Raw genomic sequence first — 13,638 nt, forward strand, 5'->3', positions numbered from 1 at the left:
AGTGTGGATAAACGAAGATCCCTGGTCTACCGTGTGGCCGACCCCGGGGGAGCAAGCCCCTGCAAATTCCGTACGGCACGCGGGAGTTCGGCATGGCCATGGACAGACGGAGCTTCAACCGGCGGCTGTTGGCGGGCGGCGCCGCCGCGACGGGCGTGACGTCGCTCGCGGTCGCATCGGCCCCAGCGGCCACTTCAGCCACCTCCGCCACCTCGGCGGCGACCCCTCCCAAGACCGCGCCCGCCGGTGGGCAGGTGCGTCATATCACCCTGTTCGCCGAGAAGTTGGCGGACGGTTCGATGGGTTACGGCCTGGAGAAGGGCAAGGCGACGATCCCGGGACCGCTCATCGAGCTGGTCGAGGGCGACACGCTGCACATCGACTTCGAGAACACGATGGACGTGGCCGCCAGTCTCCATGTCCACGGCGTCGACTACGACGTCGCCAGCGACGGCACCAGGATGAACAAGAGCCATGTGGAACCCGGCGGCAAGCGCACCTACACCTGGCGCACGCACGCCCCGGGCAAGCGCGCCGACGGCACCTGGCAGCCGGGCAGCGCGGGCTACTGGCACTACCACGACCATGTCGTGGGCACCGACCACGGCACCGGCGGGATCCGGGCCGGCATGTACGGCCCCGTGGTGGTCCGCAGGAAGGGCGACATCCTGCCCGACAAGCAGTTCACCATCGTCTTCAACGACCTGCAGATCAACAACAAGCCGGCGGCCGAGTCGCCCAACTTCGAGGCCACGGTGGGCGACCGGCTCGAAGTCATCATGATCACGCACGGTGAGTACTACCACACGTTCCACATCCACGGTCACCGCTGGGCGGACAACAGGACCGGTCTGCTGACAGGCCCCGACGACACCAGCCCGGTCATCGACACGAAGATCACCGGGCCTGCCAACTCCTTCGGCTTCCAGATCATCGCCGGGGAGCATGTGGGCGCGGGCGCCTGGATGTACCACTGCCATGTGCAGAGCCATTCCGACATGGGCATGGCCGGGATGTTCCTGATCGCCAAGCCGGACGGCACCATCCCCAACTACGACCCCGACCACCACCCGATGGACACGAAGGGAACGAAGACCACCGAGGGAATGAAGGGCATGGCCGACATGCCCGGCATGGACCACTCCGCCCACTGAGGCCCGGTCCGGCGGCGGACACCCTGGTACGCGCGTGACACACATGCGGCGTCGGCGTATCAGGAGGAGACTCGGAAGTACGCGCGACGTGTGTCACGACGGGTCTCCACCGAAGGAGCGCACCATGCTCACCAGGCCGTTCGCCGCCGGCTCCCCGAACTGGACCGATCTCGCCACCCCTGACATCGAGGACGCGACGGGCTTCTACGGCGGGCTGTTCGGCTGGACGTTCCGGTCGGCCGGGCCCGAGGCCGGCGGGTACGGCATGTTCCAGCTGGACGGCAGGACCGTCGCCGGAGCCATGGCCGTACCGCCGGACCAGGCGCCGCCGTCCTGGTCGCTCTACTTCCAGGCGCCGGACGCGCAGGCCACGGCGAAGGCCGTCGCCAAGGGCGGCGGCTCCGTCGTGCTCAAGCCCACGGACGTCATGGACATCGGCAGGATGTCGGTCTTCAACGATCCCTCCGGGGCCGGGTTCTCCGTCTGGCAGCCCGGCCACAACAAGGGCATGGGCCTTGTCGACGAGCCCGGCAGCCTGTGCTGGACCGAGCTGTACACCCCGGACGAGGCGGCGGCCTACGGCTTCTACCGGTCGGTCTTCGGCTGGGAGAGCCTCACCATGCCGATGCCGGGCGGCGGCGGCTCGTACCGGATGGTGCACCCGGCTGGAAACAGCCCCGACAGCATGTTCGGCGGGCTCGTGCCGCTCGGCTCCGACCCGCTGGAGGCGGACAGCCACCCGCACTGGCTGCTGTACTTCGCGGTGGACGACTGCGACGCCGCCGTACGGACCGCCGAGCGGCTCGGCGGCGCCGTGCGGCTGGCCCCGACCGACATCGAGGGCGTCGGCAGGTTCGCCAAGCTGACCGACCCGTACGGCGCCGAGTTCGCCGTCATGCGCGGCGTGACGCCGGAGGGCTGACCCGCCAGGGACGGCCCGTTGACGCTTCGTCAAGAGGATGTTTATCGCGGCCCGGCAAGGTGTCCCCATGCCGATCAACGTCACCGACAGCACCGTGGACCGCATCATGGACAGCACACCAGAGCCGTATGCCCACCGCGACGACGCACTCGCCTGGCAGGAGAGCGCCCTGTGCGCCCAGACAGGCGCCGACTTCTTCTTCCCCGCCCCTGGCTCCTCCACCCGCGAGGCGAAGCAGCTGTGCGGCGCCTGTGAGGGCCGGGAGGCGTGCCTGGCCTACGCGCTGGACCACGACGAGCGGTTCGGGGTGTGGGGCGGCCTCTCCGAGAAGGAGCGGCAGCGACTGCGGCGGGGCCGCGGCTGACCCCGCGCTTCGCCGGTCGGTTGACGATCAGCTGGGGCGCGCCGGTCAGTGCGTGATGCGGAACGTCTCCCCGTACACCCGCCACTTCAGCGGCAGCGAGAGATCCAGGTTGCCCTCGTCGAGGAAGACCCGCTGGGCCGTGTCGATCCGTGAGCTGTCCCGCTGCGCCGCCGTGGGCATCCGCTTCATCACCGAGCGGCCCGCGTCCAGGAAGGCGTTCAGATAGGTCTTCTCGTCCCCGCCCCCGGCCTTGGTCCTGGCCTGTTTCATCGCCGCCTCGCGGATGCCGTAGAAGCCCTCGTCGTCATGGCCGGGGCCGTGCAGCACCATGGCGTCGTAGTAGATGAACTGGCCGAGCGTGCCGAGCCCGTCCTGCTTGGCCCGCTTCACCGCCGGATCGAAGTAGAGCGTGTCGCGGATCGTGTCCTGCGCCTCGCGGAACGAGGCGGACCGCGCGGCCTTGGCCCAGGCCGCGGTGAAGCCGGGGTCGAGCCCTTGGTGCGAGTCGCCGCCGTCCACCTCGCGCAGCGCCGGCAGATAGCGCGCGAGCGGGTTGTCCGGGTGGGTCCTGGTGTACGCCTCGACCAGTTGCAGCATGTCGTGGGTGCCGGAGCAGAAACCGATCACACCCGCCGTGTAGCCGTTGCCGTCGCCCAGATCCTCGATCGCGCCGTACTGGCCGCGCCAGTCCAGCGTGGAGCTCTCCGCGCTGGCCAGGAGCCGCGCCGCGATCTCCTTCTTGCCCGGGGCCGCGAGTCCGTCCGGTCGGTCGTCGCCCGGTGAAACGGAGGCGAGCGGGTCGGGCGCGCTGCGGGCCGGGAGCGCCGGCGGATGGTCGGCGAGCGCCCCCGAGTCGCCGCCACGGCCGAAGATGACGGCCACGACGACGACTACGGGGGCGCCTATCAGAAGGAGGCGGGTGGCTGGCTTCACGGTGAAGAGCGTACGACGCCCGCACATCTGTCCAGAGCGGCGTCAGCCCGCGGCGCGGGCCGCCATCCGCGCCTTGCGGGCGGCGAGCTTCTCGTCGAACTTGCTCGCCTCGCAGTCCAGACCGCCCATGTACACGCCGATCTCCTCCTGCGCCCTGAGCCCCTCCGGGCCGAGCCCGTCGATGTCGAGCACCTTCAGGTAGCGCAGGATCGGCTGGAGCACGTCGTCGTGGTGGATCCGCATGTTGTAGATCTCCCCTATGGCCATCTGCGCCGCCGCGCGCTCGAAGCCCGGCATGCCGTGCCCCGGCATCCGGAAGTCGACGACCACGTCCCGGACGGCCAGCATGGTCGCGTCGGGGGCCAGCTCGAAGGCCGCGCCCAGCAGGTTCCGGTAGAAGACCATGTGCAGGTTCTCGTCGGTGGAGATCCTGGCCAGCATCCGGTCGCAGACCGGGTCGCCCGACTGGTGTCCGGTGTTGCGGTGCGAGACGCGGGTCGCCAGCTCCTGGAAGGCCACATAGGCCACGGAGTGCAGCATCGAGTGCCGGTTGTCGGACTCGTACCCCTCCGACATGTGCGCCATCCGGAACTGCTCCAGCTTGTCCGGGTCGACGGCACGCGAGGTGAGCAGGTAGTCACGCATCACGATGCCGTGCCTGCCCTCCTCGGCGGTCCAGCGGTGCACCCAGGTGCCCCAGGCGCCGTCGCGGCCGAAGAGCGAGGCGATCTCGTGGTGGTAGCTGGGGAGGTTGTCCTCGGTCAGCAGGTTGACCACGAGCGCCGTCTTGCCGATGTCGGTGACCTTGGACTGGTCCGGCGCCCAGGCCTCGCCGTCGTCGAAGATCCCGGGGAAGTTGCGGCCGTCGGACCAGGGCACGTACTCGTGCGGCATCCAGTCCTTGGCCGCCTTGAGATGGCGATTGAGCTCCTTCTCCACCACCTCTTCGAGGGCGTACAGCAGTCGGGCGTCTGTCCACGCGTCCGAACTGCCGAGGTGCGGAGAGGTGAGCGTCACGGGTACTCCTGGGGACGGGAGAAAAAACCTACGGACTCGTAGGTTACGAGACCGTAGGTTAAAGCCGAGGTAAGCCTATGGCCAAGACCCGGGGAACGGAACCCTTCCGTCCGGGGTGCGCCGCAGGGCCCCGAAGGGGACAGAAGCGCAGGTCAGACGTACAAGTCACGCAGGCGCACGGACAGGCAGGTCACACAGCCCTCACGCTTCTCGAATTCACTGATGTCGACCAATACCGGCTCGTAGCCGAGGCTCGCGAACAGCTCGGCCGTCTTGGGCGCGCTCGCCGCCATCAGCAGCCGGCCGCCACCGAGCAGCACCACGTGCGCGCCGGACTCCTCCGGCACCGGCAGGAAGCGCGGGAAGACGGACGGCACGTCCACCAGCGGCTCGTAACCGATCACCGTGGCGTCCGGCAGCGCCGTCACCGCCGACTTCAGATGGAGCACCTTGCTCACGGGTACGGCGACGACGCGCGCCCCGAGCGGTTCGAAGGCCGCCCGCAGCTGCTGCACGCCGGCCGCGTTCGTCCGGCCGCCCTGGCCCACGTAGACGGTGTCGCCGGTCTTCAGCACATCACCGCCGTCGAGTGTGCCCGGCTCCCATATCCAGTTCACCGAGCAGCCGAGCCTGCCCAGCTCCTGCTCCACGGCGGCCGTCTCGTCGCGCCGGGACGGCGCCCCAGGACGGGCGACGAGGGCCACGTTGCGGAACATCACCACCGTGTCCTCGACGAACACACCGTCCGGGCAGTCGTCGGCGGGCGCCACCTCGACGGTCTCCCAGCCGTGTTCACGCAGCGTCCCGACGTACGCCTCCCACTGCAGGCCGGCGAGCGCGGTGTCGACGGCGGTACGTTCGAGATGGGTGACCAGCCCCTCGGCGAGGCGCGGGCTCGGGCGGCGGATCAGGGCTTTCCTGCTGGGCACGGGCGTCTCTCCAGGTCCATGAGGTTCCGGTCGCGCCCATCATGACCCGATGTGCCCCCGTTACGGAATGGCCGGATCCCGTCGCAGGTGCTCGGCCGTGCTGGACCTCGGGTCGTCCAGCAACTGGCGCGGAGTGCCTTCGAACACGATCTCACCACCATTTTTACCGCCGTCGGGACCGAGATCGATCACCCAGTCCGAACGTTTCACGACATCCATACTGTGCTCCACACAAATCACCGAGTTGCCCGCGTCCACCAGCCGGTCGAACAGCGCGACCAGTGTGCGCACATCGGCCAGGTGCAGCCCGGTGGTCGGCTCGTCGAGCACGTACACACTGCCGGTGCGGTGCAGTTGGGTGGCGAGTTTGACGCGCTGGCGCTCGCCCCCGGAGAGCGAGCTGAGCGGCCTGCCGAGCGCCAGGTAGGTGAGCCCGACGTCGTGCAGGGCGCGCAGCTTGCGCAGCAGCGCCCGGTCGCCGGTGAACTCCAGGAACTCCACGGCGTGCGCCGCCGTCATGTCCAGTACGTCCACGATGGAGGCGCCGCGCACCCGGTGCTTCAGCACGTCGTCGTGGAAGCGCCGCCCCTCGCAGGCCGCGCAGACCGCGGTCACCGGATCCATGAAGGCCAGATCGGTGTGGATGACTCCGCGCCCGGCGCAATTCCCGCAGGCGCCCGAGGAGTTGAAGCTGAACAGGCCGGGGTCGACACCGTTCTCCTTGGCGAAGAGCGCACGCACGGTGTCCAGCACACCCAGGTAGGAGGCGGGCGTCGAGCGCGACGACACACCGATGGCGCCCTGGTCGATGACGACCGACTGCGGGTGGGCCGCCGTGAACACCCCGGAGACCAAGGACGACTTGCCCGATCCGGCCACCCCGGTGACGGTGGTGAGCACCCCGGTGGGAAACCGCACGTCGATGCCTTTGAGATTGTGCAACGCGGCGCCGGTCACCGCGAGATGGCCGGTGGGGGAGCGGAACGAGTCCTTCATCGGGGTACGTTCACGAAGGCAGCGCCCGGTGAGTGTGTCCGCGGCCGCCAGCCCGGCGGCCGGACCCTCGTACACGACATGGCCGCCGTCGGCGCCCGCGCCGGGCCCCATGTCGACGACATGGTCGGCGACGGCGATCACATCGGGGTCGTGCTCCACCACCAGGACCGTGTTGCCCTTGTCGCGCAGCCGGACCAGCAGGTCGGCCAGCCTGCCGACATCGCGGGGATGCAGTCCCACGCTCGGCTCGTCGAAGACATAGGTGAGCCCGGTCAGCGAACTCCCCAGATGGCGCACCATCTTGAGCCGCTGGCCCTCGCCGCCCGACAGGCTGGTGGTCTCCCGGTCCAGACTCAGATAGCCGAGCCCGATGCCCACCAGCCGCTCAAGCCGCTCGCGGGCGGCCGCGGCGATCGGCGTCGCGACCGGATCGTCGATCCGGCCCAGCACCTCCACCAGGTCGGCGACCTCCATCCGGGTCAGTTCGGCGATGGAGTAACCGGCCACCCGGGTCGCACGGGCCGCCTCGTTGAGCCTGGCGCCCCCGCACCGCGCACACACGCGCTGCACGGTGAACCGGGCCGTGGCCTCCCGGCGGCGCTCGGAGAGCCCCGCGGTGTCCCGCCTGATGAAGAGCCGCTCGAAGCGGCGGACCACTCCCTCGACACCGTCGGCCGGTTCGCCGTAGAGCAGGGTCCCGCGCTCGTCCTCGGTGTACGCACCGAGCGGCTTGTCCGGGTCGAACCGGCCGGACCGCGCGTACAGCTTCCACTCCCAGTTGCCCACCGCGAGTCCGGGCAGCAGCAGCGCGCCCCCGTCGAGCGACTTCGACCAGTCGACGGCCCGGCCGATGTCCAGCTCCACCACCTTGCCGATCCCGTCACAGCCGGGGCACATCCCCGCCGGGTCGTTGAACGAGTACGCACCGGCCGGGCCCGCGCTCGGCGTGCCGCAGCGGGAGAACAGCACCCGGATCGCCGCGTAGATGTCCGTCATCGTGCCCACCGTGGAGCGGACGTTGCCGCCGAGCGGCTTCTGGTCCACCACGATCGCGACCGCGAGGGCGTCGATGGTGTCGACCTGCGGCCGCTCGTGCTTGGGCAGCCGGTTACGGAGGAACGAGCCGAAGGTCTCGCCCAGTTGGCGCTGCGACTCCACGGCGACCGTGTCGAAGACGAGCGACGACTTGCCGGACCCCGAGACGCCGGTGAAGGCGGTGATCCGGTCCTTCGGGATGGTGAGGGAGACGTCCTGGAGATTGTTCTCGCGGGCGCCCGCGATCACGATGTTCTGAGCCATACGACCGAAGCTAACCGGGAAACCAGACACCTTCTGTCCGGTTTCCCGGCTCGTCACCGCTCCGGCTGTCGCTACTCCAGGGTCTCGGGCGTGGTGTCGCGCAGCTCGCCGTCGAGCAGCAGCCAGCGGGTGACGCCGATGGACTTCAGGAACGGCACGTCATGGCTGGCCATGATCAGCGCGCCCGCGTACGAGTCCAGCGCGGCCGTCAGCCGGGCGGCGCTCGCCATGTCCAGGTTGTTGGTCGGCTCGTCCAGCATCAGCAGCTGCGGCGGCGGCTCGGCGAGCAGCAGCGCGGCGAGCGAGGCACGGAACCGCTCCCCGCCCGACAGCGTGCCGGCCAACTGGTCCGCCCGGGCGCCCTTGAACAGGAAGTGCGCGAGACGCGCCCTGATCCGGTTGTTGGTCGCCGTGGGGGCGAGCAGCGCCACGTTCTCGGCGATCGTCAGCTCCCCGTCCAGGACGTCGAGACGCTGCGGCAGGAAGCGCAGCGGTACGTGCGCGACCACCTCGCCCGAGGCCGGCGCCAGCTCGCCCGCGATGCTCCGCAGCAGCGTGGTCTTGCCGGAACCGTTGGCCCCGACCAGCGCGATCCGCTCGGGGCCGCGCAGTTCGAGCTCACCGGCCACCCGCGCCCCGTGCCGCAGCTCCAGCTCGCGCAGGGTGAGCACGGTCCTGCCCGGGGGGACGGCGGTGCGGGGAAGCTCGATACGGATCTCCTCGTCCTCCCTGACGGCGTCCGCCGCCTCGTCCAGCCGCTCCCGTGCGCCGGCCAGCCGCTCCTCGTGCAGGACGCGGTGCTTGCCCGCCGACTCCTGGGCGGTGCGTTTACGCGCGTTCATCACGGCCCGCGGCTCACGCTTCTGCTCGTACATCTTCTGGCCGTACCGCACCCGCTTGGCCAACTTGAGCTGAGCTTCGGCCAGTTCGCGCTTCTGCCGGCGCAGATCCGTCTCGGCGACCCGCACCATCCGGGCCGCCGCGTCCTGTTCGACGGCCAGCGCTTCCTCGTACGCGGTGAAGTTCCCGCCGTACCAGGAGACTTCACCGTCGCGCAGATCGGCGATCTGGTCGACGAGTTCGAGCAGGGCACGGTCGTGGCTGACCACGACCAGTACTCCGGTCCAGGACTCGACGGCCGCGTAGAGCCGCCGTCGCGCCCGCAGATCGAGGTTGTTGGTCGGCTCGTCGAGCAGCAGCACATCGGGCCTGGCCAGCAACAGCGCGGCCAGTCTGAGCAGGACGCACTCACCGCCGGACACCTCGCCGATGGTGCGGTCGAGTCCGATGTGGAGGAGCCCGAGCTGGTCGAGGGTGGCACGCGCCCGCTCCTCGACGTCCCAGTCGTCACCGACGGCGGTGAAGTGCTCCTCCCGCGCGTCACCCGCCTCGATGGCGTGCAGCGCGCCGCGGATCCGGGCGATGCCCAGCGCCTCGTCCACCCGCAGGGCGGTGTCGAGGACGACGGTCTGCGGCAGGTACCCCACCTCGCCGGCGGTGCGGATCCGCCCGCCGGTCGGGGTGAGTTCACCGGCGATCAGTCGCAACAGGGTTGATTTCCCTGACCCGTTGAGGCCGATGAGCCCGGTCCTGCCGGGGCCGACGGCGAGCTGGAATCCGGCGAGGACTCCGGTCCCGTCGGGCCAGTCGAAGGAGAGGTCGGTACAGGTGATGTGCGTAGCGGAAGTAGACATGCGGGTCTCCGGCTGCTGAGCGGGGCATCAGGGCAACGGATGGAGACACCGGGCGTTCCCGGTACGGCAGGACGGGCTCAACTGCCGAGGTCACACACGAAACACGCACAGCGCGGCACGCTGTGCGGACGGTGTCTCAGGACCTCAGTAGTTCAACGTCCTACTCCGATCGGGCGACTGCGGGAACGCCACCGACGGTAGGAGAGGACGGGCGACGACGTCAACGCGTTTTTTCACGCGTGACGCGTCACGTTGTCACGCGCCGCGTTTCACGCGTCGCGCAGCAGCTCCGCCAGATCGTGGTCCAGGTCCAGATAGAGGTGCTCGTCGCCGACCGGCACGAGTCCCTGCACCCGCGCCAGGAAACGCCGCAGCTCGTTGGTGCGCAGATGCACCATCGCCGTGCCCTCCGGCGCCCGGAACTCCACGACGGTACGGCCGTAGCCGAACGGCCGTACCCGCACATCGCCCTCACCGGCCGGCTCGGAGACACCGGTGGTCAGCAGCTCACGGGAGAACTCCCAGGTGACCTCGGTGCCTTCGAGCGTCGCCGGCGGCGGGAACGCCATCCGCACCGCGAACGGGTCCTGCCGGTCGTACAGCAGCGTCGCGGGGACGGTCTCCGGGCTCGGGGCGGACGCGACCACGCGGGCCTGCACGGCCTGTTCGATGACAGGTGACATGGCCTGTTCCCTCCGACGGATCGGATTTACGGGCCCGGCGGCCCTCCGCTTACCCATGAGGACGCCGGAACGGTCCATTCCGTGCTCAAGAAGGGTGGTGAGCTGTATCACCGTGCGCGGGTCTGGTCAGTCCTCGCCACAGGGTCCCGAGTGGTCGCAGTACGGCTGGAGGTCGCTGGCGGCGCAGCCGCAGAGCACCGCCCGGGTCTCCGCGCGGGTCCCCTCGGCCGACTCGACGCGCAGATCGCCCCGTACGACCAGCTGTCCCGCGGGGGAGTGGACGACGGTGGTCGGCCGGTCGGGCGCCTCGCCGGCGCCGTCGGCGGCCCGGTACTGGAGCGCGCCGGACGGACAGCGCCGTACGACCTCGGCCACCTGTTCGGCGGCGGCGCCGTCGGGCCGCACCCAGGGGCGGGCGGCCGTGTCGAAGACCTCGGGCAGCCCTCGCACGCACTCGGCGGCGTGCAGACAGCGCCGGGTCTCGAAGGAGACCGAGATCCGCTCACCCGGATACTCCTTGGCCGCCGGACGCCCCTCAGTCATCGCGAATCCCGTCTCTTCTCGTGTGTCACCTGACCCTCACCCTAAGCTGGCGCGCCATGACGACCACCGGTACTCCCTCGTTCTCCACGCCCGGCTCCGAGGACGAGGCGCGCGCCGTCCAGGACGAACTGCGCGGCCGGGTCGTCCTCGACGAGCCGGGACCGCCGGCCGGTACGGGCCTGGTCACCGGGGTCGACGTGGCGTACGACGACGAGCGCGACGTGGTCGCGGCAGCGGCCGTCGTGCTCGAAGCGGCGACGCTCACCGTGGTCGCCGAGGCCACCGCCGTCGGCCGGGTCACCTTCCCCTACGTGCCGGGGCTGCTGGCCTTCCGGGAGATCCCGACCGTCCTCGCCGCGCTCGAAGCGCTGCCGGGCGACCCCGGTCTGATCGTCTGCGACGGCTACGGCCGCGCCCACCCGCGCCGCTTCGGGCTCGCCAGCCACCTCGGTGTGCTCACCGGGCACCCGGTGATCGGCGTCGCGAAGAACCCGTTCACCTTCCGCTACGAGCAACCGGGCCAGGACCGTGGCGACTTCTCGCCACTGCGCGCGGACGACGGCGAGGAGGTGGGCCGCGCGCTGCGCACCCAGCGGGGCGTCAAGCCGGTCTTCGTCTCGGTCGGCCACCGCGTGTCGCTGGACACGGCCTGCGCCCACACGCTGCGGCTGGCCCCGGAGTTCCGCCTGCCGGAGTCCACCCGCAGGGCGGACGCCCTGTGCCGGGCCGCGCTGCGCGAAGCCACGGCCTGAGCCGCGCCGCCGCGCCGAATCTGCGGCACAATCGAAGACCGGTGAGAAACTAAGCGCTTGCTTGTTCTGTGGGCCGCCGGGGCTTGTGCGCGGCGGACCGCGTTCTTAGCATCGTCAGTGTTACATCAGTTGTGTCACAGTCTCGGGAGAACGATGGCAGCGACAGGAAACGGCCCGCTGACCGGCGTGCGCGTGGTCGAGCTGGCCGGCATCGGGCCCGGCCCGTTCGCCGCCATGCACCTCGGTGACCTCGGCGCCGACGTGGTGCGGGTCGACCGCCCCGGCGGCGCGGGGCTCGGCATCGATCCGCCGTACGACCTCACCAACCGCAACAAGCGCTCCGTGCTGATCGACCTCAAGTCGGAGTCGGGCCCCGCCCGGGTGCTGGACCTGGTCGCCCGCGCCGATGTGCTCATCGAGGGCTACCGCCCCGGCGTCGCCGAACGGCTCGGCATCGGACCCGACGCGTGCCTCGCCCGCAACCCCCGGCTGGTGTACGGCCGGATGACCGGCTGGGGCCAGGAAGGGCCGCTCGCCGAGCGGGCGGGACACGACCTCACCTATCTCGCGCTCGCCGGACCGCTCTCCATGATCGGCAAGGCCGACGAGCCGCCCGCCATCCCCGCCAACCTCGTCGGGGACTACGCGGGCGGCGCCCTCTACCTCGTCATCGGCGTACTCGCCGCGCTCCAGCACGCCCGTACACCCGACGGCACAGGACAGGTCGTGGACGCCGCCATCGTGGACGGCGCCGCCCATCTGACGACCATGATCCACGGCATGATGGCGGCCGGCGGCTGGCGGGACGAGCGCGGTGCCAACCTCCTCGACGGCGCCAGCCCGTTCTACGGCTCCTACGAGACGGCCGACGGCGGGTACATGGCGGTCGGCGCCCTGGAGAAGCGGTTCTACGACGAGTTCGTCGAACTGCTCGGCATCAAGGACCAGGTCCCGGCGCGCAACGACTTCGCCCGCTGGGACGAGCTGCGGACCGCCGTCGCTGACCGGTTCAGGACCAGGACCCGGCAGGAGTGGACCGAGGTCTTCGACGGGTCCGACGCCTGCGTCGCCCCCGTACTGACGCTGCGTGAGGCGCCCGCGCATCCGCATCTCGCCGCCCGTGGCACCTTCACCCGGCACGCCGGGATCACCCAGCCCGCACCCGCGCCCCGCTTCTCCGCCACCCCCGGATCCGTGCGCACAGGGCCCGCGCTGCCCGGAGCCGACACCGCAGAGGTGGCGCGCGACTGGGACGTACCGGGCATCAACGAGGACAAGCCCGCCGACCAGGACAAGGACGTCCACTGATGGAGATCTCCCTTCCGCTGGAGTACGCGGGCGACCCCCGCACCGCCTGCGACCAGGCCGTGGCCCTGGAGGCGGCGGGACTCGACGCCGTCTGGGTCGCCGAGGCGTACGGCTTCGACTCACCGACGCTCATGGGCTACCTCGCCGCCCGCACCGAGCGCATGAAGATCGGCGCCGCGATCCTCAACGTCTACTCACGCACCCCCGCGCTGATCGCGCAGACCGGCGCGGGACTCGACGCGGTCTCCGGCGGCCGGGCGATGATCGGCCTCGGCGCCTCCGGGCCCCAGGTCGTCGAGGGCTGGCACGGCAAGCCGTACGACAAGCCCCTCGGCCGCACCCGCGAGACCGTCGACCTCTGCCGGCGCATCTGGCGCCGCGAGACCATCGACCACCACGGCATCACGGACATGCCGCTGCCCCCGGAGAAGGGCGGCAAGCTGGGCAAGCCGCTCAAGTTCCTCGGCAGGCCGGTGCGCCGGGAGATCCCGCTGTACGTCGCCGCGCTCGGCCCCGCCAACGTGGAGATGACCGCGGAGATCGCCGACGGCTGGCTGCCGCACCTCTTCGTCCCGGAGAAGGCGCGGCAGGTCTGGGGCGGGCCGCTCGCCAGGGGCGCCGCCAAGCGCGACCCGGCGCGCGGACCGCTGCGGACCGTCGCGGGCGGACTGCTCGCCATCGGCGACGACGCGGCCCGCCACCGGGACCTCGCCCGCCCGCTGATCGCGCTGTACGTCGGCGGGATGGGCGCCCCCGGCAAGAACTTCTACAACGACCTCGCCGTGGCCTACGGCTACGAGAAGGAGGCGGCGAAGATCCAGGAGCTCTACCTCGGCGGCAACAAGCGCGACGCCGAGGCGGCCGTCCCCGCCGAGTTCTGCGAGCTGATGACGCTGTGCGGGCCCGAGGGGTACGTACGCGACCGCGTCGAGGCGTTCCGCGAGGCGGGCGTCACGATGCTCAACGTCGTCCCCACCGGGTCCGATCCGGTCAAGCTGGTCGAGACCGTCAAGAGCTGGCTCTGAGCAGCCGCACACCGTGACC

Annotated in this window: 13 protein-coding genes; 6 read left to right on the top strand and 7 right to left on the bottom strand. The window is 70.6% G+C overall.

Going from position 1 to position 13,638, the window contains the following annotated elements; genetic code table 11:
• The first annotated feature begins 98 nt into the window (after nucleotides 1–98).
• The 3 genes from OHS57_RS31730 to OHS57_RS31740 all read left to right on the top strand — a co-directional run bounded on the left by OHS57_RS31730 (nucleotide 99) and on the right by OHS57_RS31740 (nucleotide 2,440).
• On the top strand, nucleotides 99–1,154 hold the full coding sequence (locus OHS57_RS31730) for a multicopper oxidase domain-containing protein (RefSeq protein ID WP_328585211.1): 1,056 nt from the start codon (nucleotides 99–101) through the stop codon (nucleotides 1,152–1,154).
• A gap of 124 nt (nucleotides 1,155–1,278) precedes the next feature.
• The gene (locus OHS57_RS31735; RefSeq protein ID WP_041993056.1) at nucleotides 1,279–2,076 is read left to right on the top strand and encodes a VOC family protein; all 798 of its coding nucleotides are present in this window, start codon (nucleotides 1,279–1,281) and stop codon (nucleotides 2,074–2,076) included.
• A gap of 106 nt (nucleotides 2,077–2,182) precedes the next feature.
• A complete protein-coding gene (locus OHS57_RS31740; RefSeq protein WP_328585212.1) occupies nucleotides 2,183–2,440 on the top strand; it encodes a WhiB family transcriptional regulator in 258 nt (85 codons plus the stop codon).
• A 45-nt stretch (nucleotides 2,441–2,485) separates the two neighbouring features.
• Here OHS57_RS31740 and OHS57_RS31745 read toward each other — a convergent pair whose 3' ends face one another.
• The 7 genes from OHS57_RS31745 to OHS57_RS31775 form a co-directional block, all read right to left on the bottom strand.
• A complete protein-coding gene (locus OHS57_RS31745) occupies nucleotides 2,486–3,400 on the bottom strand; it encodes a chitosanase (RefSeq protein ID WP_328584131.1) in 915 nt (304 codons plus the stop codon).
• A gap of 15 nt (nucleotides 3,401–3,415) precedes the next feature.
• Nucleotides 3,416–4,390 carry an acyl-ACP desaturase gene (locus OHS57_RS31750; RefSeq protein WP_041993062.1) on the bottom strand — a complete coding sequence of 325 codons (975 nt, stop codon included), beginning with the start codon at nucleotides 4,388–4,390 and terminating at the stop codon, nucleotides 3,416–3,418.
• A gap of 152 nt (nucleotides 4,391–4,542) precedes the next feature.
• Complete coding sequence (gene ddaH, locus OHS57_RS31755; protein ID WP_328584132.1) at nucleotides 4,543–5,319, bottom strand: dimethylargininase; 777 nt, start codon at nucleotides 5,317–5,319, stop codon at nucleotides 4,543–4,545.
• 60 nt (nucleotides 5,320–5,379) lie between these two features.
• Entirely contained in the window at nucleotides 5,380–7,614 is a 2,235-nt protein-coding gene (locus OHS57_RS31760) for an excinuclease ABC subunit UvrA (protein WP_328584133.1), read from the bottom strand.
• Nucleotides 7,615–7,685: 71 nt separating this feature from the next.
• Nucleotides 7,686–9,308, bottom strand: a complete 1,623-nt coding sequence (locus OHS57_RS31765) for an ABC-F family ATP-binding cassette domain-containing protein (protein WP_328584134.1) — start codon at nucleotides 9,306–9,308, stop codon at nucleotides 7,686–7,688.
• 269 nt (nucleotides 9,309–9,577) lie between these two features.
• Complete coding sequence (locus tag OHS57_RS31770; RefSeq protein WP_041993076.1) at nucleotides 9,578–9,991, bottom strand: SsgA family sporulation/cell division regulator; 414 nt, start codon at nucleotides 9,989–9,991, stop codon at nucleotides 9,578–9,580.
• A 126-nt stretch (nucleotides 9,992–10,117) separates the two neighbouring features.
• A complete protein-coding gene (locus OHS57_RS31775) occupies nucleotides 10,118–10,534 on the bottom strand; it encodes a (4Fe-4S)-binding protein (protein WP_328584135.1) in 417 nt (138 codons plus the stop codon).
• A gap of 56 nt (nucleotides 10,535–10,590) precedes the next feature.
• On the opposite strand from OHS57_RS31775, the gene OHS57_RS31780 reads away from it, so the two are divergent.
• The 3 genes from OHS57_RS31780 to OHS57_RS31790 all read left to right on the top strand — a co-directional run bounded on the left by OHS57_RS31780 (nucleotide 10,591) and on the right by OHS57_RS31790 (nucleotide 13,619).
• Nucleotides 10,591–11,286: an endonuclease V gene (locus OHS57_RS31780; protein ID WP_328584136.1), complete on the top strand. Its 696-nt coding sequence runs from the start codon at nucleotides 10,591–10,593 to the stop codon at nucleotides 11,284–11,286.
• A 153-nt stretch (nucleotides 11,287–11,439) separates the two neighbouring features.
• Nucleotides 11,440–12,594 (top strand): CaiB/BaiF CoA transferase family protein, encoded by a 1,155-nt coding sequence (locus tag OHS57_RS31785; protein WP_078863787.1) that lies wholly within the window; start codon nucleotides 11,440–11,442, stop codon nucleotides 12,592–12,594.
• Nucleotides 12,594–13,619, top strand: a complete 1,026-nt coding sequence (locus OHS57_RS31790) for an LLM class F420-dependent oxidoreductase (RefSeq protein WP_328584137.1) — start codon at nucleotides 12,594–12,596, stop codon at nucleotides 13,617–13,619. Before OHS57_RS31785 ends, OHS57_RS31790 begins: the two co-directional genes overlap by 1 nt.
• Nucleotides 13,620–13,638 lie beyond the last annotated feature (19 nt).

This window comes from Streptomyces sp. NBC_00370 (genome assembly GCF_036084755.1).
Classification (GTDB): Bacteria; Actinomycetota; Actinomycetes; order Streptomycetales; family Streptomycetaceae; genus Streptomyces.